This window comes from Aeromonas sp. Y318-3 (assembly GCF_027706185.1).
GTDB classification, from domain to species: domain Bacteria; phylum Pseudomonadota; class Gammaproteobacteria; order Enterobacterales; family Aeromonadaceae; genus Aeromonas; species Aeromonas veronii.
Genome location: NZ_JAPDCN010000006.1, coordinates 57640 through 79081, shown reverse-complemented (window position 1 = coordinate 79081; position 21442 = coordinate 57640). Strand labels below are relative to the sequence as shown.

The window sequence follows — 21442 nt, the reverse complement described above, 5'->3', positions numbered from 1 at the left end:
GTCAGAGCCCCAGCGCCCGGGTGATCTGCAGTTTGAGGGGGTCGTCAGCCGGATTCTGGTTGGCGCCGTAGCTGGCGATCAGCTTGCCATCGCGCCCCACCAGATACTTGTGGAAGTTCCAGTTCGGCTCATCCCCATCAGCGGCCGCCGCCAACCCCTTGAACAGTGGCACAGCATCGGAGCCCCGCACCGCTACCCGATTGAACATCGGGAAGGTGACGCCATAGTCGCGGCGACACACCTCGGCGGTCTTGGTCTCGTTGCCCGCCTCCTGCCAGAAGTCGTTGGAGGGGAAACCAAGAATAATCAATCCCTTATCCTTGTAGCTCTGGTAGAGCTGCTCCAGATCGCGGAACTGGCCGCTGTAGCCGCAATAGGAGGCGGTATTAACCACCAGTACCACCTTGCCCTCGGTCAGCTGACAGAGGTTGTGGCGCTGAGAGTTGTTTAGCTCCCGCATCTCCACATTGAAATAATCGGGGCACGCCGCAGAGGCCGCGCCAGCCCCCAATAACAGCAACAGAGTGAACCATTTCATCGCCAAGACTCCTTTTGTTTTGTCCATCATACGCGGTTACCAGAGCCGCAGTTCACTCTCAATGCAAGGGAATGCCGGTCAGCCAGCCGTGGCCCCAGAACACCAGCAGCGCGGTGGCAGCCAGGCCTGCCCCGACGCTGATGCCGGTGCCCGTCCAGTTGGCCGCCGGGCGGGGATATCGCTGCCAGTCCCGCACCGAAATCCAGACCATGCTCACCAGCGCCCACAGCCCGATGCCGCCAAACAGCACCAGAGATCGCGCCTCGCTGTTGACCAGCAGATGGGCCACCGCCCAGAGCAGGGTACCGAGCAGTTGGGGATGCACCAGCCAGCGGCGCAGATGGTTGGGCCCCTGGCCGGAGAAAAAGAGGATCAGCGCAAAAGGCATCATCACCGTCATGGTCATCGGCCCCCACTCCGGCAGGAAGTAGAGCGGCAGCGAGCTGGCCGAGCGCCAACCGGCGATGATGCAGGCGATGGCGACAAACACCAGCAGGGAGAAGAGCCCCTTGTAGCGATTCTCACCCAGCCGTTCTCTCAGTCGCGCCCGATGGGCCACCGCAAAACAGGGGTAGAGATGGATCAGGGTAAACAGCGCAACCCCCAGGGTCAGCAGGAACATGAGTCTCTCCTTGTACTTGGTACGACCACTATGCCGTAAAGGGAGATGTGCGCCTATCAAAACCGCGCTGACCCATGGAGTCAAAAGTGTGGCAAGACAAAGGAACGGAAAGAAAAGAGCCGATCACGATGGATCGGCAAATAAGTGCCAGGGCAGTCAGACATCTCGCGGGATGGGAGATGCCCCAAACGGGGATATTGAGTAGCCGATGGGGCGCATCGGCCGAACCGGATCAGCCCTTGAGCTGATAGAGCGCCGCTACGTTGCGCGCAGTGAGTTGAATATTGGTGCTGGCGCTCTCCAGCGCCTCCGGCAGAGACATGGCGCGGTTGACCACGGCGAATACCGCGTCCAGCCCGTGATCGTGTACCACGCCGCAATCGTCGGTCAGGCAACCGGAGATACCGATCACCGACTTGCCGAACTGCTTGGCGCAACGTGCGACACCGATTGGCGTCTTGCCATGGATGGTCTGGCTGTCGATGCGCCCTTCACCGGTGATGACCAGATCCGCATCGGCCACTTCCTCGGCCAGTTTCAGCGCTTCGATGACGATCTGGATGCCGGGCTTGAGCTCGGCACCAAGCAGGCCGACCAGTGCGGCCCCCATGCCACCGGCAGCGCCCGCCCCCGGAATATCCTTCACCTGCTTGCCAAGGGCCTGCTCAATGCAGTCGGCATAACGGGCGAGGTTGGCATCGAGTTGCACCACCATCTCTGGAGTCGCCCCCTTCTGTGGACCAAACACCGCAGAGGCGCCTTTCAGGCCACAGAGCGGGTTGTTCACATCGCACGCTACCTCGATAACCAGATCGCTCAGACGCGGATCCAGACTGCTCAGATCGATGGTCGCGAGCTCACTGAGACCTGCGCCACCCAGAGCAATAGGCGCACCATCCGCTTTGAGCAACTTGCCACCGAGCGCCTGGATCATACCGGCACCGCCGTCATTGGTGGCGCTGCCGCCGATACCGAGGATCAGGTGCTTCACCCCCATCTCCAGCGCGGCCAGGATCAGCTCGCCGGTGCCGAAGCTGGAGGTGAGCAGCGGATTGCGCTGCTCGGGCGCCACCAGATGGATGCCGGAGGCGGCGGCCATCTCGATGACGGCGCGCTCGCCATCACCCAGCAGGCCGACGAAGCCCTGCACCTTGTTGCCTAGGGGCGCGGTCACTTCGACCGGCAGGATGCGGCCACCGGTGGCATCCACCAGCGATTGCACCGTGCCTTCACCGCCATCGGCCATCGGCAATTTGACGTAGGTGGCGTTTGGCAACACCTGTTTGAAACCAGCCTCGATGGCATCAGCTACCGCCATGGCGCTCAGACTCTCCTTGAATGAATCGGGGGCAATAACAATTTTCATATCAATTCCTTAGGCGAGGCCAAACACGCCAAACATCAGGGTGGAGACAGTGGCAATGGTCAGACCGACTGCAGTTTCGTAAGGGATAAGTTTCAGGCGCTCACCCACCCCCATGTGGACGCTGCCACCGGTGGCATGGAAGAAGGAGCCGTGGGGCATGTGGTCAAACACGGTGGCACCGGCATGGATCATGGCTGCTCCGGCCAGACTGCTGATCCCCAGTTCAATCAGGGTGGAGCTGAATACGTTGGAGGCCACCACGGTACCGGCGGTGGTCGAGGCAGTAGCCAGTGACATCAGGGCACCGGAGATGGGCGCCAGCAGGTAAGAAGGCAGACCGGAGGCTGTCAGGCCGCTGATCAGCACATCTTTCAGGCCGGAGTTGGCAATGATGCCCGCCAGGGTACCGGTACCCAGCAGCATGATGGCAACCGGCGCCATACGGGCGAGGCCGGAGACCGCAAACTGGTTCACCTTGCTGAATTTACCCATCATCAGGGCGCCGACCAGACCACCGAGGGGGAGCGCAATCAGCGGATCCACCACAATACCGGCAACAGGACGCAGAGCCAGCAGCAGGATGGCGACCAGCGGTGCACTGATGGCGGCGGCAAAGCCTGGCAACTTGGCACCGGCAAAGCTCACCACTTCATCAGCAGCAACCTTGCTGCCCTTGTTGTTCAGCCGCTTGGCAAGCCAGTAGGCCATCACCAGACCGAACAGACCCGGGATGATGCCCGCCGCCATCACAGAGGTCAGGGGTAAATGGAAGGCATCAGCCGCGGCAATGGCGTTGGGATTGGGGGACATGACGTTGCCCGCCTTGCCGCCGCCGATCATCGCCAGCAGGATGGCCGCCTTGGAGAGGTCGGCACGGCGGGCGATGGCCAGCGCGATGGGGGCGACCGTGATAACGGCCACATCCACGAATACGCCGACCGCAGTCAGGATCAGAGTCGCCAGCGCCAGTGCCAGCAAAGCGCGGGTTTCACCCAGCTTCTTGACGATGGTCTCGGCGATAGTGGTGGCCGCACCCGATTCGATCAGCACGCCCGCCAGTACACCGGCCGCCAGGATCCGCATCACCGCAGTGGTGATCCCCTGGGCGCCGCCGATCATCAGGGCGACGGTCTGGGTCAGGTCGGCACCGCCAATCAGGCCACCGGCCAGGGCACCCACGATCATGCCGTAAGCGGGCGGCACCTTCTTCAAAATGAGGATGATGGCGATGGAGAGCGCCGCGATGGCGCCAAGGGCTGTAACCGGGATCATGACGGACACCTTCAATGGGAGTGAATGGCCGCCATTATGGAGATCTGCAATCAGAATGCTTTGGCTGAATAGCCAAAAATCACGTCATGTAAAAGTGGTTTCTTGTCTAAATTTACAATCACAAGTCGAGATTAAGGCCGAGATAGAGCAAAAATTTGTCGTCTAACTTGTTGAAATTCAACCCGGTTATCTGCTCTATCCGCCCCAGCCGATAGCGCAGGGTATTGGGGTGAATGAACAGGGCTTCGGCACAGCGATGCAGATCACAATCCTGCAAGAAATAGTGGCGCAGGGTCTTCTGCAGCACCCCCTTGCCATCTTCCCGGGCCAGTTTCTGCAGCGGTGTGCGCAGCTGATCCGCCTGCCAGGAGTCCGCCAGACTGCCCAGCAGAACTGGCAAACGGTAGTCCTCAAAGAAGTAGACCTGTTTGCGCGGCGCCTGCCGCATGCCACGGCGCAGGGTATCTCGCGCCGTCTGGTAAGAGCGCGCCAGCCCGTCGATCCCGGCGAAGTAATCGCCCACCGCGATATGCACCTTGAAGTGGGGAATACGGGCCAGCAACTGCTTGATCCGGCTGCGCTCCTGCGCCGATTGCCAGACGCCCTCACTCAACTGCGCCGGTTTGAGCACCACTATCTCGTCGAGCCCGTTGATGGCGACCAGATTGTCCCGCTCCGGGTTCTCCAGCTGATGAACCAGCTCCCGCAGACGCGCCGGATCCGCCTCCTCCAGAGCCAGCACGGCCACCACCCTAGGCTGGGCCAACTCCAGCCCGAGAAAGCGGGCCGCCTGCTGCAATTGATCGACTCGCCCCTCACCACGAATGAGCTGCAACACCAGCTCCTCCTTGTGGCGCTTGTCCCACTGCAACTGCTCGGTGAGCGCCGCCTGCTCTAGGATCAGCTCTGCCGTCATTCGCACCAGCTCGGCGTAAGCACGAACTTCCTCCGGATCGCCAGAGATGCCGATCACTCCGATCAGCTCCCCCTGATAGGAGATGGGTAAATTGATGCCGGGTCGCACCCCTTTGAGCTGCAAGGCTGTCGCTTCGCTGATCTCCACCACCCGGTTTTCGGTGAGCGCCAGCACGGCCCCTTCGTGGCGCTGATGGATCCGTTCCGGATTGCCGGACGCAATGATGAGGCCATGTTCGTCCATCACGTTGACCGAGAACGACAGGATCTTCATCGCCCGTGCGACGATCTGGCGGGCAAGGTTATCGTTTAGCTGCATAACATCTCCGGACAAGGGGCTGATCTGGCGACGCCACCACGGGCCTATTCAGGGCACATGGGCGCAAAGATGCCACATCATCAAGACAAGCGAGAGGGGGATCGCTAGAATAGGCCACTTTACCCGATGTGTACCCCGCCATGGAGCAGGAATTGCGTGCTTGCACCCGCCTGCCCGTGATGGCCCATCCCTCCGATCTGGACTGTGCTATGGATTATGAATTTCGCCGCGACCCGTTTGGTGGCTATCGCGCCCGGTTCTCCATGGGCCATGAAGCCATCGGTCAGTGGCTGATCGACGAGGTTGGCAAGGATGAAGAGAAGCTCGACGAGCTCTTCTCCATCATTGATCAGCTCTCCAACCGCACCCGAGTCGAATACCGGCTCAACGGCGGTGACTACTCCCTGCTGCTGACCCATGAAGAGGCGGAGGTGAAAGCCAACGCCCTCAATATCGAGCTGGGTGAGGATCTTGACGATCTCGCCTACTACGATGATGAACAGCTGGCCATGTGCGGGCTGGAAGATTTTGCCCAGGTGCTTACCTCCTGGCGCGCCTTTATCCGTAACGAGGATATGGGCTGATTGACCCAATGTCGGATTACTATGTCGGGCAAATGTGCCCTTTTGCCTAACTCAACAGGATTGATTATGTCTATTTACGATTTTGATGACGAACTGCCGGAAGACGAAGAACAGGAATCCACCAAGAAAGCGGCTGCACCTGCCAAGAAGAAAGGCAAGCAGGTGATGAACACCCAGGTCAACCTGAGCCCGCGCGATGCCAGCCGCCTGAACGGCATGCACGTTGAAGCGATCGCCACACTGGACGACGTCAGCCTGCCGAAGAACGTCATCTTCAAGGCTGGCCTGATCGCCCTGGGCGAACTGGAAGCCGGCAAGCGCGCCGATATCATCGCCCGCGTGATTGCCGAATCAGGCCGCTAATCGCCCCTGAAGGCAAATAGAAAGCCGGAGCCACTGCTCCGGCTTTTTGTTTTCCGCCCAGGCACTCTCAACGGCAATCGATCCCCTTTCCGGCTCGGGAGACCAGTTGGTCATAGCGACCATCGGCACGGGCGGCAGCCAGGGCATGATTGAAGCGCTCAAGCAGGTTGGCGGCCTCCGGATACTGCCGTGAAATGATCAGGTAAAAAGTGTCGCTCTGACGAAAGTGGGGCAATGCCTGCAGATGGCAGGGGTCGCCAAACAGCTGACGGCTGGCATCCCGGGTCACCGTCTCGTTCATCGGCAGCAGATCGATCCGTTTGCGATCCAGCAGTTGCAGACACTGTGCCAGTGTCTTAGGGCGCTGCAGATCCAGCCCGAAACGCTTGATCACCCCGTCGGCATGGCTGGTGCTCCACCCCAGCGGAATGCAGACACGCAGCCCTTGCCAGCGGCCAGCCTGAATGGCCTCGCTCCCCCGATAGGTGAACCAGGAGAGGCGATCTATATGAATGGGAGCGCTGTAGTGGAAGAGCTTGGCCCGCTCGGCAGTCCAGGCGTAGGGGAAGGTAGCCGCGACCAACCCATTGCGGGTCAACTGATAGCCGCGGGGCCAGGGCAGGTAGTCGACCCGGATCTCCCGATACCCGGCCTCTTGCAGCAGGGTCGTCACCAGCCGGGTGCTCTCGCCGCCTTCAGGCAGGGCCTTGCCGGTATAGGGGGTGAACTCACCGGTCACCAGCAGCAAGGGCGCGGCCTGCAGCCAGACACACCAACAACACAACAACCACAGACAGTGCTTCATCAGCTGCTCTCCCTTTACCCTGTTGATGAGTATAGAGAAGGGATCCGACCACCTCCTGCGCGGTTGTCCTGCTGACGCCCACTTGTTAAGGTTGCCGCCTGCCTCGCTCAAGGAGATCCAATGTTACCCCTTCCCGACTCATTTATCTGGGGCGCGCTGGCACTGGCAGTGCTGCTTGCCCTCTTCCGCCAACGTCTTCCCGCCTTTGCCCTGCTGGGACTCTCCCTGCTGCTGGCCCTGTGGCTTGACCGAATGACGCTACCCGCCCTGCTGGTCTCGGTCGCAGGATTACTGCTGGCGTGGCGTGCGCCAACCCTCCCCGTCCGCTGGGCGATGGCGGCCAGAGTGGTGCTGATCCTCTGGGCGATTGCGCTGACCCTGCACCTCATCCCCGGCTTCAACAATCTCAAGGTGCTGGATCAGGCGCTGGCAGGCCCTGCCAGCGTACCGTTCAACATGTATCTGAACCTCGACAAGCCGCTGCTGCTCTTTGGCTTGCTGCTGGCCTGCCCGATGCTGCTGGGCAAGGGGGGCGCAATCCGCTGGCGCCCGCTGGCCCTGTTGCCGCTGCCGCTGGGCGCCCTGCTTGTCATCGCCTGGCAGTTGGGGGCACTGAAACCGGAAGTGGGTCTGCCCCACTGGTGGTGGCTGTTTGCACTCAACAACCTGCTGTTCACCTGCGTGGCAGAAGAGGCGCTGTTTCGCGGCGCGATCCAGCAGGCGCTGACCGAACGTTATCGCTCCTGGATTGGCATAGTCGTGGCCGCGCTACTGTTCGGAGCCATCCACCTGCCCGGTGGCCCACTGCTGGCGCTGTTTGCGACCCTGGCAGGCTGCTGCTATGGCCTGGCATTCCAGCTCAGCGGGCGACTCTCCGTGGCCATCCTGATCCACTTCGCCTTCAACTTCGCCCATCTGGCGCTCTTCACCTACCCGCTGGCCCACCGCTAACTCCTGAAGGCGCCTGACACGGGCGCCTTCCCTCGCTCTTCCCTCTCTCTTTAAGCGTGCTGCCTCGCTCGCTTTACACCTCCACAAAGCTCCAAACAAAACCAATTCATTTGCTTGTAACCAAAATGTAAACAAACTGACCTCTGCATTCGCCATAACAGTCACTTTCCATTGCCCTGCAACCAAAAGGATCCTGTGATGCAGAAAACCCTCAGTTATGCCGCCCTGCTGCTGGTCAGCCAGTTCCCGCAACTGGCACTGGCCGATACCGATGTCTATCTCACCAACAACAGTCCTGAACCGCTCCAGATCGACATCCGCCAAAGCGGCAGCGGCCAGCTGCAACCCGGCAGTCAGTGGAGCCAGCACCGCACCGAGCTGGGCCCGTGGGAGAGCGCCATGGTGCTCAGCTTCAATCGCTATGAGGGGGTCAAGGCGGGCAAGAGCTATCTGTTCGAAACCCGCGTGACCACAGCGGCAGGCGACATCTATCGGCTCAACCAGCTGATGGAGGGAACCTGGTGGAACACCACCTTGCAGCACGGTGGCGAAACGCCAACCGGCGCATCCGGCTGGCAAAACGATCGAGCGATCCACCGCGTTGCCGGGCCACAAGAGCTGGCCTTTGCCGCCAAGTTCACCGGCCGCTACGACGATCTGCACTATATGATCACGCCCCCCCAAAAACGGGAGCAACCGGAACCGGCAGAACACAGGCTCAAGGTGGCCAGCTACAACGTCTGGGCACTGCCGGTGATCGCCTCCAGCATCGGCGAGCGATTGACCTTGCTGCCTGATTACCTCAAGGGCTATGACGCCCTGCTGCTGCAAGAGGTGTTCGATGGCCGCCGCGAGGGCTTTTTGCAGGCGCTGGCAAAAGAGTATCCCTACCAGACCAAGGTGCTGGACAAGCCCGGGGTCAACATTCATGACGGCGGCGTGGTAATCGTCAGCCGCTATCCCATAGTGCGGGAGGCCCAGCTGGTCTATCCCCAATGCACCGGCACCGACTGCTTCGCCGACAAGGGGGTGATGTACGCCGAGGTGATCAAGGGGGGCAAGGCGTGGCACCTGTTCGCCACCCACACCGCCAGCTTTGACACCGACGAGGCGCGCAAACTGCGGCAGATCCAGTTCGGTCAGATCCGCTCTCTGGCTGCCAGCCTGAAGATCCCCGCCAGCGACACCGTCATCTACGGCGGTGACTTCAACGTCAATAAACGCAAGTTTGCCGATGACTACGCCAACATGCTGGCCAATCTGAACGCCCATGAACCCGCCTATGGCGGCTATACCGAAGCCACCTTCGATCCCAGGATCAACCCCTATGCTGGTGGCCCGCTATCCGGTGGCGCCAACGTCGAGTATCTGGACTATCTGGTAGTAAGCCGGGAATACGGCAGCGCCAGCCACAACCTCAACACGGTCTGGATCCCGCGCAGCAGCGATGGCAGCCTCTGGCCCGCCAGCAACCTCTCAGACCACTTCCCGGTCAAGGGAGAGATCAGCCGATGACTCGCCGTTACGGGATACTGGCACTGGCTATCCTGACCCTTTTGCTGGTGAATCTGGGCGGGCAGGAAGAGCAGCCCCCGATATCGCCAGAACGGTCGGCGACGCCCTCTCCGGCCGATATGCAGTTACCAGCAGAACCGGGGAGCCCGCCTCCCCGCATGCCAAACGCTGAGGGGATGGATGGCAAAAGCAAAGAAGTGCCCAGCAGCTGGCAGGCGATGCCGGATGAACTGATCAACCAGCTTGCCAGCGAGATCAGCGACAGCGAGTTGCCGCTGGCGCAGCGCGTGAGCAATCTGGAAGCAACAGAGGCCGGGTGGCTGAGCGAGGGTGAGAGCCTGATCCGGCTACAGGGGCGCTATGCCCTGGCGCTGGATCAGTTGGCACAGGAGAGCGAGCAGTTACCGCTGACCGAGCGAATGACCGCCCTCACCCGTTTGCAGGATCAGTGGGCGGCCGATCATCCGGATCTGGCGATGGATCTGTTCAACCCGGATGCCCGCCTGCAGCAAGCCCGTCAGCTGTGGGGAGATGAGGAGCTGGCCACTCTGGCCCGCCACTTCCTGCCCTCAGAGCAGGCCGAAGCCACGCTGACGTTTGCCAGAGCGCGCCAGCAGCAGCTCGATCAACGCAGCCGCTACCAGCGAGAGCTGGCCGAGCTGGAGCAGCAACTGGCGATCAGCCAACAGCAGATGGATCCTGCGCTGTGGCAACAGCACAAGGAGGAGGTATTGAGCCAGTGGCGTCGTGACTTCTTCGCGCGGGAGCAAGGCAAACCCTGAGGTCAGCGCTTGCCCTTGAACTGCTTGACGCTGCGTTTGGCCTGAGTACGGCGATTGGCCTGCTTGTCACGAGGGGGGCGCTTGCCCTCCCCACTGGCAGGCTGGTCGGTAACCGGGAATCCCGCCAGATCGCCCAACGGCAGCTCGCGGCCGGTCAGGGTGCGAATGGCTTGCAGCATGTCACTCTCGCCATGACAAACCAGCGAGATGGCCAGCCCCTCACGGCCAGCCCGGGCGGTACGACCAATGCGGTGTACATAGACAGGGGCGCTGGCGGGCAAGTCCAGATTGATCACCACCGGCAGCGCCTCCACATGGATGCCGCGCGCCATCAGGTCGGTGGCCACCAGCACCCGAATTTTGCCCTCTTTGAAATCGCCGAGCGCCTGCTCGCGTACCGCCTGCTCTTTTTCGCCATGGAGGGCAGCCACCGTAATGCCCGCCTTGGCCAGCTTTCTGGCAACCCCGTCGGCATCATCCCGCGCACTGATAAAGACCAGCACCTGCGGCCACGCCTGCTCCTTGAGCAGGCTGATGAGCGCCGGCACCTTGCTGCTCTTGTTGACCAGATAGAGTCGCTCTTCGATCTCGTTCACCACGCTGTTGAGGGGGGTGGCCTCGATACGGGTTGGCTCACGCAGCAGGCCGTTGGCCAGCGCCTCCAGCTCGGCCTGCAAGGTGGCGGAGAAGAGCAGGGTCTGGCGATCCGCCGGAATAAAGCCGAGCAGCGCCTTGATGTCGGGAGCAAAGCCCATCTCCAGCAGGCGATCCGCTTCATCCAGCACCAAGAGTTGCAAACCATCCAGCCCCAGCACCTGTTGGGTCAGCAGATCCCGCAACCGCCCCGGCGTGGCGACCAGCAGCTGTGGCCCCTGCGCCAGTTCGGCCTGTTGCCGCTCCTGCGCAACGCCCCCACACAACGTCACGATGCGCAACCCCAGCGCCTCGGCACCCTCTTTTAGCGCGGCAGTGACCTGAATCGCCAGCTCGCGGGTCGGTACCAACACCAGACCCTGCACCTGACTGGAGGTAGGATCCAGCCGTTGCAGCAGCGGCAAGCCAAACGCCAGCGTCTTGCCGCTGCCGGTCTGGGCCAGCGCCAGCAGATCCTGCCCCGCCAGCGCCGCCGGAATGGCCAGCTGCTGGATGCGGGTCGGCGTCTGCAAGGTGGCGGGCAAAGAGGCAAGCAGAGCGGGATGGAGGGCAAGTTCGCTAAAGGTCATGGCGCTACGTCAACAAAGAAGTGGGAGGCGAAGTCTAGTGAGCGGGGGCCGAGAAGTAAAACCCTATCCATGATGGCCTGGCCGAGGGGCGCTGGCGACGGGCTGACTACACTTTAGCTGACCCATCACCAAGAGAGACACGCCATGACCAGACACATCCCCCTTCTGCTGCTCGTGGTCACCCTGCTCGGCAGCGCGACTCTCGGCCTGTCGCAGACTCCGGAAAACGACGCCCCCCCCGAGCCGCCTAAACCGGTGCGCATCCTCAATGCCCACCTTGGCGAGCTGCCGGGGCTGATCAATGCCGACAAGACAGGCCCCTTTGTCGACCTGGTGCACGCCATCGATGACCTCTACCCCGATGTAACCATCAAGATCACCATCTACCCCATCGCCCGTGCCATGGCTGGGGTGATCTCCGGCAAGGCTGATCTGGGGCTGCCCGCCATCCGCAACCTCAAGGATATCGATATGCTGGCTTATCGCTTCAGCACCCGCAGTTTTGGCAAGGTTGCCCATGTGATTTACAGCAATACCGCCTATCCGGTCACCACGGATATGGCCTACGGCATAGTGCCCACCAAACGGGATCTGCTGATCGAGGCCGTACCCGACTATATGCCCTTCCCGGTGCAGCGCTCGATGAGTATCGAGCAGTCACTGCGCAAGCTCTCACGCGGCCGTATCGACGCCTTTGTCTGGGCACAAGAGGAGGCCGACCTGATGCTCAAGCAGCTGGGGCTGACCAATATCAGGCGAGAATTTTTCGGAGATTTCGAGGATGTCTTCATCATCCAGAAAGGGGCAGCAGGTGATGAGATGGACGAATTTCTCCGCCAAGCCATTGATCAGCTGGCTGCCACCGGCAAACTGGCCGAGATCTACGAGAAGATCCACCGCCCCTATGTGGAGTGGCAACCCTCCCCAACCGCCAAGGCTGAACCGGCGACCACCCCGCCAGCTACGCCCTGAACGGACAATTCCCGCATAAAAAATCCCGCCGAAGCGGGATTTTTTATGGCTTGCAGCCTTACAGCACGGCCAGCGCCGCAGCGTAGTTCGGCTCGTCGGCCACTTCGGCGACCAGCTCGCTGTGCAGCACCTTGTTGTCACCATCCAGCACCACGATGGCGCGAGCGGTCAGACCGACCAGCGGACCGGAAGAGAAGGCAACGCCGTAATCTTCCATGAAGGCCGCACCGCGCAGGGTGGAGAGGGTTACTACCTTGTCCAGACCTTCGGCGCCGCAGAAGCGGGACTGGGCGAACGGCAGATCGGCGGAGATGCACAGTACAACTGTGTTATCCAGCGCGCTGGCCTGCTCGTTGAACTTGCGCACAGAGGTCGCGCAGGTCGGGGTATCGACGCTCGGGAAGATGTTCAGGATTTTGCGCTGACCGGCAAAGCTTGCCAGGGTCACGTCGGAGAGATCCTTGGCCACCAGAGAGAAGGGCTTGGCTTGCTCACCGGCGACCGGGAAGTGACCAGCGACGGAAACCGGGTTGCCTTGCAGAGTGACTGAGTTGCTCATGTGTTATGTCCTTTATTGGTGTAGTAAAAATCCGGGTGATCAGTATAGGGGCGGCGAGACCAGACAAACACCCGCGAAGACAAGGGATATAAAGGGGTTGACCTTGGACTTAACACCAAGGTTTAGACTCCTTCTCGGTAATCAGGGATCTCGCAGGGGCGGGATCCATCAAGAGGGACTCATCATGAGCAAATCCTGCTGCAATCATCAGCACGCCGCCCCCATCAAGGCCATCAGCAAGGCGGCCCCCGGCCAGAGTGAGCATCACCACGGTAGCCACTGCTGCGACAACACCACGCCCGTCAGTTGCTGTTCAACCCAGACGCCTCATGAGCACGCATCCCGTGACGGCAATGAATCCCCCGGGGATGAAGAGCCTCCCCGAGGAAGTTGCCACGATAAAGCGTGCTGCAGTGCACCCTTATCGCCGGCTCACGATCATGAACATGATCACGAGCACGATATGCCCCCTGCCGACCCGCTGGTTGCGCCTGTGCAAGGCAATAGCCGCCACAGCTGGCAGGTGTTGGGGATGGATTGCCCCAGCTGCGCCCGCAAGATCGAGACCGCCGTCAGCCGGGTGAACGGCGTGCAACAGGCGCGCGTGCTGTTTACCACCGAGAAGCTGGTAGTGGATCTGGCACCCGGTCTCTCCCCCGATCCCGTCACCGCCGCCGTGCTGGCCGCCGGTTTCCAGCTCAAGGGGGAAAGTGCTGACAAGCAGGCAGCTGGCCGTAAGCAAGCTTCACAACAGCCCCTGCAAGGCAATCTATTCGGTAACTTTTTGGGCAAATATTGGCAGCCCCTGTCACTGGCCAGTCTGATGCTGGTTGCCGCCCTGCTGCCGAGCGAGTTTGGTCAGCCGCTCTTTACCCTAGCGACCCTCTGGGGGCTGTGGCCCATCTCCCGCAAGGCGTGGGCGCTGACCAAAAGCGGCTCCCCCTTCGCCATCGAGACCCTGATGACGGTCGCCGCCGTGGGGGCCCTGTTCCTCGGCGAAACCGCCGAAGCGGCCATGGTGCTGCTGCTCTTTATGCTGGGTGAACATCTGGAGGCCTACGCCGCCGGGCGCGCCCGAGCCGGAGTGACCGCCCTGATGGCGCTGGTGCCCGACAAGGCGCTGCGGATCCGTACCACTGCCGAGAGCGAGGTGCGCGAAGAGGTAGCTGCCGATGAGCTGCGTCCCGGCGATATCATCGAAATCGCCCCGGGTGCCCGTCTACCTGCCGATGCCCGCCTGCTCGATGAGCTCGGGGCGTTTGACGAGAGCGCCCTGACTGGTGAATCCATTCCGGTGGAACGCCGCCAGGGGGACAAGGTGCCTGCAGGCAGTCTGGCTGCCGATCGAGTGCTGCGCCTTGAAGTCGTCTCCGAGCCCGGCAACAACGCCATCGACCGCATTCTGCACCTCATCGAGGAGGCCGAAAGCCAGCGCGCGCCCATCGAGCGCTTTATCGACCGCTTCAGCCGCTGGTATACCCCGGCCATGATGCTGGTCGCCCTGCTGGTCGTCATTGTTCCACCGCTCGCCTTTGGCCAGAGCTGGGACGAGTGGATCTATCGCGGGCTGGCGCTGCTGCTGATCGGCTGCCCCTGCGCGCTGGTCATCTCCACCCCGGCAGCGGTCACCTCGGCGCTGGCCGCCGCCACCCGTCAGGGGGCGCTGATCAAGGGGGGGGCCGCACTGGAGCGACTGGCCCATATCGACACCGTCGCCTTTGACAAGACCGGCACCCTGACGCTGGGCAAGCCGCAGCTGACCGAGCTGGTGAGCCTCAATGGCCAGCCGGAGGACGAGTTGCTGGCACTGGCGGCTGCCATCGAGCAGGGCTCCCACCACCCGCTGGCCCGTGCCGTGGTGGCCGCCGCCAACGAGCAGGGGCTGGCACAGGTAGAAGCCCGCGATCTGCGCGCACTGCCGGGCATGGGGGTTGAGGGACGCATCAACGGTGAACTGTGGCAACTGCTGGCACCGAGCCGGGTGGCGACCCTGAATGTGGAACAGCAGACCCGGATTGGTTCGCTGGAGCAGCAGGGCAAGACCGTTGTGGTGCTCTGCCAGAGCAGCGATGCTCAGGCGTTGCCGGTTGCCCTGCTGGCGCTGCGGGATCAGATCCGGCCGGAGGCGGCGGCTGCGCTGCAAGAACTCCATCAGCTCGGGCTCAACAGCATCATGTTAACCGGGGATAACCCCCGCGCTGCTGAGGCGATCGCCACCGAGCTGGGCATGGGCTGGCGCGCCGGTCTGCTGCCGGAGAACAAGGTAGAAGAGATCGCCAAGCTCGCCAGCACCCGGAAGGTTGCCATGATCGGCGATGGCATCAACGATGCCCCCGCCATGAAGCGGGCCAGTATCGGCATCGCCATGGGGGGCGGCACCGATGTGGCGCTGGAGACCGCCGATGCAGCGCTGACCCACAACCAGCTCGGTGGCATCGCCGCGATGATCCGGCTGTCGCGGGCGGCACTGGCCAATATTCACCAGAATATTGCGCTGGCACTGGGGCTGAAGGCCATCTTTCTGGTCACCAGCCTGCTCGGCATCACCGGCCTGTGGATTGCGGTGCTGGCCGATACCGGCGCCACCGCACTGGTCACCGCCAACGCCCTGCGGCTGCTACGCAAGGGTTAAGCCAGCCGATAGCATCCCAGCCAAAAGCCGTCCCCCAACCGGGACGGCTTTTCTTTTTCCTCTCATTCCTCTCACGGCACCCCGTAAAAGAAAAAGCGCGCCTGCCGGTCGGCAGTCGCGCTTTGCTTACTCTCTCGGAGTTATCCCACCCTTGGCAAGGTGGAATTCAACCCGGGGGCGCCGAGCCATCCCCCGGACTCAATGGCTTGCTTACTTGACGCTGCACTCCTGAATGACGGCAGTACCCGCCTTGACGCCAGCCGGGTCAACCTTCACCAGCACACTCCACAGCCCCTGCGGCAAGGTGATGCTGTTATTGGCACTGCCCCCCTTGGAGAAGGCGAACGAATAGCCGGTTTCAGCGTTCACCGCGCCGCCACCGTTGAGCAGGTACTCCTTGCTCCAGTCCTCGTTGGCCACCTTGAACTCGGTGCTGCCGGCATAGTTGAACGCCGCCTGATAGATGGCGAGATCGCCGTCCATTCCCTTGTAGCTCAGCTGGTACTGGGGCTGGGCATTCCAGCCAGAAAGCTCACCCTTGACGAACAGGTTGTAGCCGAGCGGATTGCCCGCCACCGTCTCCAGCACCTTGCAGCTCTGCACCGGCTCGGTGAAGCTGACGCTCAGGGTCGGTTTGTCCTTGTTCATGGCGGTAAAGACAAACTTGTAGCTGCCTGCCTTGGCCAGATCGACACCGATGTTGCCGGTATCGCCACCCTTGCAAAGGGTCAGCGGAGTGCCGACCACCAGCTTGTCACCAACGTTGCAGCTGCCGTAGTTGACCGGCCCCCAGCTGGCGTCAGCGATCTTGACGTTGGTGGTACCCAGCTTGTCGGTGCTCACCTCGGTAGTGAACTCATACATAAAGTTGCCGCTGAAGGTCATCTGGTTGGTGTTACCCCACTCATCGAGGAACCCCTTCAGATAAACATCGGTGTTGCCAAACGGTGGCAGGGTGCTCAGGTCGGTCTTCTTGCTGACCGGCAGGCCCGCGCCCTGTGCACCAGACTGCGGCTTGACGAACACGGCGGCAGACCAGGCCCCCAGCGTCAGCTGGCCGTTATCATAGGCGGCGCCGCTGGCGATGCTGTCGACAGCGCGATGCTTGCTGCTTAGCACCATACCGCTCAGATCGATCGGCTGATCGTTGCCATCACGGAAGTCGCCGATGCTCTGGCTCTGGTTGCTGGCGTTGATCATCACCACCAGACCGTCGATGGCCGGATCCAGATCCGCCCCGGCACTGACGCCATCATCCACCGTCATGACGATAAGGCCGGGCACCTGATCCGGGCCGGTATTGCGGAAGTCGACCCGCTTGATCACCTCGGCTCCGCTGCCCAGACGCAGCAGGCGGGAGGAGTTGCGCAGCTCCGCCAGCTCCTGATAGAAGCTCACCATCTGCGCCATCTCGGCCGAGCCCGGCTTGGCATGCTTGCCGAGCACCTGCTCGATCAGCGGATAGTTGTCGCCATCCTTGTCCTTGCGCGGCAACCCCTTGTCGAAGTTGTTGTCGCCCAGGGTGTAGTCGACCTTGTTGTACCAGTCGCCCGAGTCATAGCTGTCCCGCTCCATGGATTTGGAACGCAGCAGCTCGACACCGGCGTGGGTGAAGGGAATGCCCTGACCCAGCATGGCAGTCGCCAGCGATACCCCCTGCATCCGCACCAGATCGGCTCCGGCAGGCGCCTTGTAGATCAGGTTGTCGAACAGGGTCTGGTTGTCGTGCTTGTCGACATAGTTCTGCACTTCCACCGGGTCCTGGGCATAACCGGCGCTCTGACCGTTGTAGTCGATCTCGGCGCCTTTCTTCGGCATGCCATCCTTGTCGGTCAGCACGAACTCCTTGAGGTTGCCCGCCATGCCGAGCCGCACCAGATCGGACTGGTGCAAGGCCGTAGCCAGATCCACCTTGCTCATTTCGTTAGGATCGACGAAGGCACCGTTGCCAAAGCCCTGGGTCTTGCGAATGGTATCGCCACCGTCAAACGGACTGCCGCCGCGCACCGCATCGCGCAAGCGGTCGGAGAAGGAGCCGATGCCAGTACCACCCAGATGCTTCTGGGTCGCCTGCACGAAGCGCTTGTCATCCTGCACTTCGCCGAAGTTCCACCCCTCGCCGTAGAAGTACATCTCGGGATTGACCTTCTTCACCGCGGCCAGCGCCTGCACCATCTGATCTTTCGGATGGTGGCCCATCAGGTCGAAGCGGAAGGCGTCGATCTTGTAGTCGCGAGCCCAGGTGACCAGAGAGTCATCCATCAGCTTGGCGAACATGGCGTGCTCCGGCGCCGTGTTGGAGCAACAGGTGGAGTTCTCCACCGAGCCGGTCTCCGGATTGAGGCGCTGATAGTACCAAGGCACTATCTTGTCGAGCACCGACTTGGGGCCGAGCCCGGATTCGTTGGTATGGTTGTAGACCACATCCATCACCACGTTCATGCCGATGTTCTGCTTGATAGCCTTGACCATCTCGCGGAACTCCAGAATACGTTTGGTGCCCTCGGCGTTGGTGGCGTAGGAGCCTTCCGGCGTGGTGTAGTGGTAGGGATCATAACCCCAGTTGAAGGAGTCGACGCCGCGCAGATAGCCGGAGAGCTCCTGCACCTGCGGATTATCCTTGCTGTCGCCCCCTTGCAGGTCGGCCAGCACATCTCCCACGGTCTGACCGCCACCGCAATAGCCGCCAAATTTGGATGTTTTCACATCCGGATTGACCTGACAGAGCTTGCTGAAGTCATCGCCGAGATTGGCTACCTTGGCCGGATCCTCGTTGACGGTAGCGATATCGAACACCGGCAGCAGGTGCAGGTGGCTAACGCCGCTTTTGGCCAGCGCTTTCAGATGGTTGACCGGTACAGAGTCGGGCTGGGTCAGACCGACAAACTTGCCGCGCTTCTCTTCATCGGTGGAGGCATCGTTACCGGTCAGGTCACGAACATGGGTCTCATAGATGGTGATGTCGGCGGGGTTCTGCTGGCTGTGGGGCGCCTTGAGGCTATCCCATCCTTCCGGTTTCAGGGCCGGATCGTCGAGATCCACTACCTGACTGAACTCGGAGTTCATCGCCAGGCTCAAGGAGTAGGGATCGGTCACCTCGTAGTGCTCGACCTTGCGGCTCAGCGGGTGGTAGACCTCCATGTCGTAGCGGTAGAACTGGCCGATCAGCTCGCTGCCCCCTTCGTAACTCCAGCTGCCGCTGGCGCTGTCGAAGGTCATGGCCACTTCACCACTCTTCTGGTGGCTGGCGTTGTAGAGGGCCAGCTTGACCGACTTGGCGGTCGGCGCCCAGAGGCGGAAGGTCACCCGGTTGCCCTCTACCACGGCGCCATAGCTCAGCTTGGTCGCCTCGGGAGCATAGAGCGCATCGAGAGCACCGGCACTCTGCACCAGGGTCGCCCCCTGCAGGATACCATCGGCATCGGTGCCGATAGCCACCAGTTCCCCCTTGAGCAGGGGCTTGAGATCTTTACCGGCTGGCAGGGCAAAAGCGGCGGCATCCTTGAGATGCGGATATTTGGCCTGCTGCTCGGCAGTCAGGCCGGTCGCGGTCAGGCTGATATAGGGGAAATCGAACACCCCATCGGCATTGGCCTTGATAGTGCCCGAGTCGCTGTAATAGAGGCGAACGTGGGGCCTGTCCTTGCCCCCTTGCCAAATCAGGGTATTGCCATCGATAAGATGAGCGCTGGCCCCCGCCACGCCAAAGGCGGCGGTAAAGGCTTCGGCACGGCTGCCAAACAGATCTTTCTTGCCCGCGACGATGGCCACGGTGCGATCCGGGTGCTCACTGAAGCTCACCTTCATATCGCTGCCGGTCAGGTTGGCCAGATCGCCGTTGCGAGCGATAAAGTTGATGCACCCTTCCACCTTGTTGAGCGGAACGACCCAGGCCGGACCAAAGCTGTCGGCAGTGGCAGGAGTCTTGCTCTTGTCATCCCACCCGGTATTCAGGCCACTATCAGCCGTTGCCTGGCAGGCGTCGTTGTTCCAAAGGTGCAAGCTGTGGCTGTCAAACGGTGCCTTGGCCCCTTTGGCTGCCGACTGGGTATCCACCAGCGCAATGACCACCTGATTATCGCCGGCAACCAGCAACTCTTTCGGGGGATCCATCTTGGGCAGACGAGCGACAGGCCCATCGGTGACTTCAGGTGTAGGCGGTGTAGGGGGGACGGGGTTCACACCGGAGGCATCAGAGCTGTTGTCATTACAGCCAGACAAAAGCGCGAGCAGTGAGGCTGTTACCAGCGCCACTTTGGTCTTTTTCATATCCATATTTTTATAATTCCCGCTGTAGTTAGTCTCGATAGTCGAGCACCCGGTCATTGCCAGGCGGTGCCATATTAATCAGCGGCAATCGATTCAAATGTGAGCGGAAGGGCAAAAAACCCATCCAGTTTCAACAAGATAACGTTTTCAGACTGAAACTTCGATCCGGCTCACAGACCTCGTAGCCATTTGGCCTCATATCTGGAAAACGGCAGTCACGGGGTCAGAAAAGCAATGTCTGATCAAGTGGATAGACAAGGAGTAAACAATGAAACGGATTGAAGAGCAGGCAAAACGACTCGATCAGGAGTATCAGGCGATCGGGCAGCTGTTCGACCAGTTTTGCCAGCAGGCTGGCACCCTGGCCGAGCAGTATCACTTCTTCAACTGGCCCGATTATGAAGACTCGCCCCCGCTGAGCCGCGCCTTCACCCTGCTGGGGGAACCCCGCGAACTGCGGCTGCGCTGTCAGCCCGGTGAGCGTTCCGCCCTCAATGGCCTGATCCAGGTAGTCTCGGAGGATGGCACCATAGATGCAAGCCTCGGGTTTCGCGCCGATGGTCAGCTGCTGCTGGAGTCCGGCAATCTGCTGGACAACCCGCCCGGACTGCTGCTCAAGCTGCTGCTCGGCGCTGTGTGGCAACACAAGCCCCAGGATGAGATCACCGGGCAGCCGCACTGACGTCAGGGAACCAAGGCACTGAAACCAAGGGGGCCAACGGCCCCCGTTATTTATCCTGTTCGCTGGCGATCTCGATGGTCACATGCACCAGCTCTTCATGGATCGCCAGCCGCTCACGGATCTGCTGCGCCGGTAGCGGATTGACCATCAGCAAAGAGAGCACGCAGGCATACTGCTGCTGCCCTACCCGCCAGACGTGCAGATCGCGGATATCGGTGCCCGGCAGTTCGGCGATGACCTCGCGGATCTCCGCCACCAGCGGGGTATCCATCTCGGCATCCAGCAGCACCCGACCAGAGTCGCGCAACAGGCCCCAGGCCCACACCGCGACCAGTCCGGCACCCACTATGCCCATCAGCGGATCCAGCCAGTCGGCCCCCCACAACATACCCCCAGTCAGCGCCAGAATCGCCAGCACGGAAGTGGCCGCATCCGCCAACACGTGGATATAGGCGGCGCGCAGGTTGAGATCCTGATGACCGTGGTGATCGTCATGGTCATGATGATGATCGTGGTCGTGATGCTCATGATGGTGGTCATGCCCATGGTGATGGTGGCCGTGATCATCCTTGAGCAGCCAGGCACAGGCGAGGTTTACCAGCAGCCCCACCAGCGCGATAGCGATCGCCTGTTGATAGTGTATCGGACTGGGATCGAGCAGCCGGAACACCGACTCGAACAGCATCAACCCAGCCACTCCTACCAGCAACAGGGCGCTGGTGAAGCCACCCAGCACCTCGATCTTCCAGGTGCCGAAGCTGAATCTGTGGTCACGGGCGAAATGGCGGGCGGCGCGATAGGCCAGCACCGAGAGACCGAGCGCCAGCGCGTGGGAGCTCATGTGCCAGCCATCGGCCAGCAGCGCCATGGAGTTGTAGAACCAGCCGCCGCCAATCTCCGCCACCATCATGATGACGGTCAGCAAAACGGCCCAGCGGGTCTTCTGTTCGGCCAGCGGATTGCCCTCGTGGATGACGGGTTGATGGCAGTGTGATTGAGCGAGGGATGACATGGATTTCTCCTGAGAGCGATGATGCAATATACTATACCCCAGTATAGTTTTACTGATCGAG

Annotated in this window: 18 protein-coding genes; 8 read left to right on the top strand and 10 right to left on the bottom strand. The window is 61.4% G+C overall.

Annotated elements, in window-relative coordinates; all coding sequences use genetic code 11:
* Position 1: 1 nt before the first annotated feature.
* The 5 genes from OKB77_RS09985 to OKB77_RS09965 all read right to left on the bottom strand — a co-directional run bounded on the left by OKB77_RS09985 (position 2) and on the right by OKB77_RS09965 (position 5032).
* Complete coding sequence (locus OKB77_RS09985; protein ID WP_076495785.1) at positions 2-538, bottom strand: glutathione peroxidase; 537 nt, start codon at positions 536-538, stop codon at positions 2-4.
* A 58-nt stretch (positions 539-596) separates the two neighbouring features.
* Positions 597-1160: an NnrU family protein gene (locus OKB77_RS09980; protein ID WP_042084306.1), complete on the bottom strand. Its 564-nt coding sequence runs from the start codon at positions 1158-1160 to the stop codon at positions 597-599.
* A 232-nt stretch (positions 1161-1392) separates the two neighbouring features.
* Entirely contained in the window at positions 1393-2526 is a 1134-nt protein-coding gene (locus OKB77_RS09975; RefSeq protein WP_150390228.1) for a glycerate kinase, read from the bottom strand.
* Between the two features lie 9 nt (positions 2527-2535).
* Positions 2536-3798, bottom strand: coding sequence for a GntP family permease (locus OKB77_RS09970; protein WP_005340326.1), 1263 nt, complete (start codon positions 3796-3798; stop codon positions 2536-2538).
* A gap of 118 nt (positions 3799-3916) precedes the next feature.
* On the bottom strand, positions 3917-5032 hold the full coding sequence (locus OKB77_RS09965) for a sugar diacid recognition domain-containing protein (protein WP_150390227.1): 1116 nt from the start codon (positions 5030-5032) through the stop codon (positions 3917-3919).
* Between the two features lie 209 nt (positions 5033-5241).
* Between OKB77_RS09965 and OKB77_RS09960 the strand changes: the two genes are divergently transcribed.
* Positions 5242-5616, top strand: a complete 375-nt coding sequence (locus OKB77_RS09960; protein WP_026034971.1) for a YacL family protein — start codon at positions 5242-5244, stop codon at positions 5614-5616.
* Between the two features lie 66 nt (positions 5617-5682).
* Positions 5683-5979: a hypothetical protein gene (locus OKB77_RS09955; protein ID WP_005348860.1), complete on the top strand. Its 297-nt coding sequence runs from the start codon at positions 5683-5685 to the stop codon at positions 5977-5979.
* A 67-nt stretch (positions 5980-6046) separates the two neighbouring features.
* On the opposite strand, the gene OKB77_RS09950 is transcribed toward OKB77_RS09955, so the two are convergent.
* Positions 6047-6784 (bottom strand): substrate-binding periplasmic protein, encoded by a 738-nt coding sequence (locus OKB77_RS09950; protein ID WP_150390226.1) that lies wholly within the window; start codon positions 6782-6784, stop codon positions 6047-6049.
* 120 nt (positions 6785-6904) lie between these two features.
* Here OKB77_RS09950 and OKB77_RS09945 point away from each other — a divergent pair, with 120 nt between their 5' ends.
* The 3 genes from OKB77_RS09945 (at position 6905) to OKB77_RS09935 (ending at position 10032) form a co-directional block, all read left to right on the top strand.
* Positions 6905-7735 carry a CPBP family intramembrane glutamic endopeptidase gene (locus OKB77_RS09945; protein WP_150390225.1) on the top strand — a complete coding sequence of 277 codons (831 nt, stop codon included), beginning with the start codon at positions 6905-6907 and terminating at the stop codon, positions 7733-7735.
* Positions 7736-7933: 198 nt separating this feature from the next.
* The gene (locus tag OKB77_RS09940) at positions 7934-9250 is read left to right on the top strand and encodes a sphingomyelin phosphodiesterase (protein WP_150390224.1); all 1317 of its coding nucleotides are present in this window, start codon (positions 7934-7936) and stop codon (positions 9248-9250) included.
* Positions 9247-10032 carry a hypothetical protein gene (locus OKB77_RS09935; RefSeq protein ID WP_150390223.1) on the top strand — a complete coding sequence of 262 codons (786 nt, stop codon included), beginning with the start codon at positions 9247-9249 and terminating at the stop codon, positions 10030-10032. Before OKB77_RS09940 ends, OKB77_RS09935 begins: the two co-directional genes overlap by 4 nt.
* 2 nt (positions 10033-10034) lie before the next feature.
* Here OKB77_RS09935 and OKB77_RS09930 read toward each other — a convergent pair whose 3' ends face one another.
* Positions 10035-11255 carry a DEAD/DEAH box helicase gene (locus OKB77_RS09930; RefSeq protein WP_150390222.1) on the bottom strand — a complete coding sequence of 407 codons (1221 nt, stop codon included), beginning with the start codon at positions 11253-11255 and terminating at the stop codon, positions 10035-10037.
* Between the two features lie 144 nt (positions 11256-11399).
* Here OKB77_RS09930 and OKB77_RS09925 point away from each other — a divergent pair, with 144 nt between their 5' ends.
* Positions 11400-12227, top strand: coding sequence for a transporter substrate-binding domain-containing protein (locus OKB77_RS09925; protein WP_150390221.1), 828 nt, complete (start codon positions 11400-11402; stop codon positions 12225-12227).
* 58 nt (positions 12228-12285) lie between these two features.
* On the opposite strand, the gene tpx is transcribed toward OKB77_RS09925, so the two are convergent.
* A complete protein-coding gene (gene tpx, locus OKB77_RS09920; protein WP_021230929.1) occupies positions 12286-12786 on the bottom strand; it encodes a thiol peroxidase in 501 nt (166 codons plus the stop codon).
* A 184-nt stretch (positions 12787-12970) separates the two neighbouring features.
* On the opposite strand from tpx, the gene OKB77_RS09915 reads away from it, so the two are divergent.
* Positions 12971-15418, top strand: coding sequence for a zinc/cadmium/mercury/lead-transporting ATPase (locus OKB77_RS09915; RefSeq protein WP_150390220.1), 2448 nt, complete (start codon positions 12971-12973; stop codon positions 15416-15418).
* Positions 15419-15628: 210 nt separating this feature from the next.
* Here OKB77_RS09915 and pulA read toward each other — a convergent pair whose 3' ends face one another.
* The gene (gene pulA, locus OKB77_RS09910; RefSeq protein WP_270817551.1) at positions 15629-19693 is read right to left on the bottom strand and encodes a pullulanase-type alpha-1,6-glucosidase; all 4065 of its coding nucleotides are present in this window, start codon (positions 19691-19693) and stop codon (positions 15629-15631) included.
* 262 nt (positions 19694-19955) lie between these two features.
* Between pulA and OKB77_RS09905 the strand changes: the two genes are divergently transcribed.
* Entirely contained in the window at positions 19956-20369 is a 414-nt protein-coding gene (locus OKB77_RS09905; protein ID WP_265775973.1) for a hypothetical protein, read from the top strand.
* Positions 20370-20415: 46 nt separating this feature from the next.
* Here the strand turns inward: OKB77_RS09905 and dmeF are convergent, their stop codons facing one another.
* Positions 20416-21381: a CDF family Co(II)/Ni(II) efflux transporter DmeF gene (dmeF, locus tag OKB77_RS09900; protein WP_139408541.1), complete on the bottom strand. Its 966-nt coding sequence runs from the start codon at positions 21379-21381 to the stop codon at positions 20416-20418.
* Positions 21382-21442: the final 61 nt, after the last annotated feature.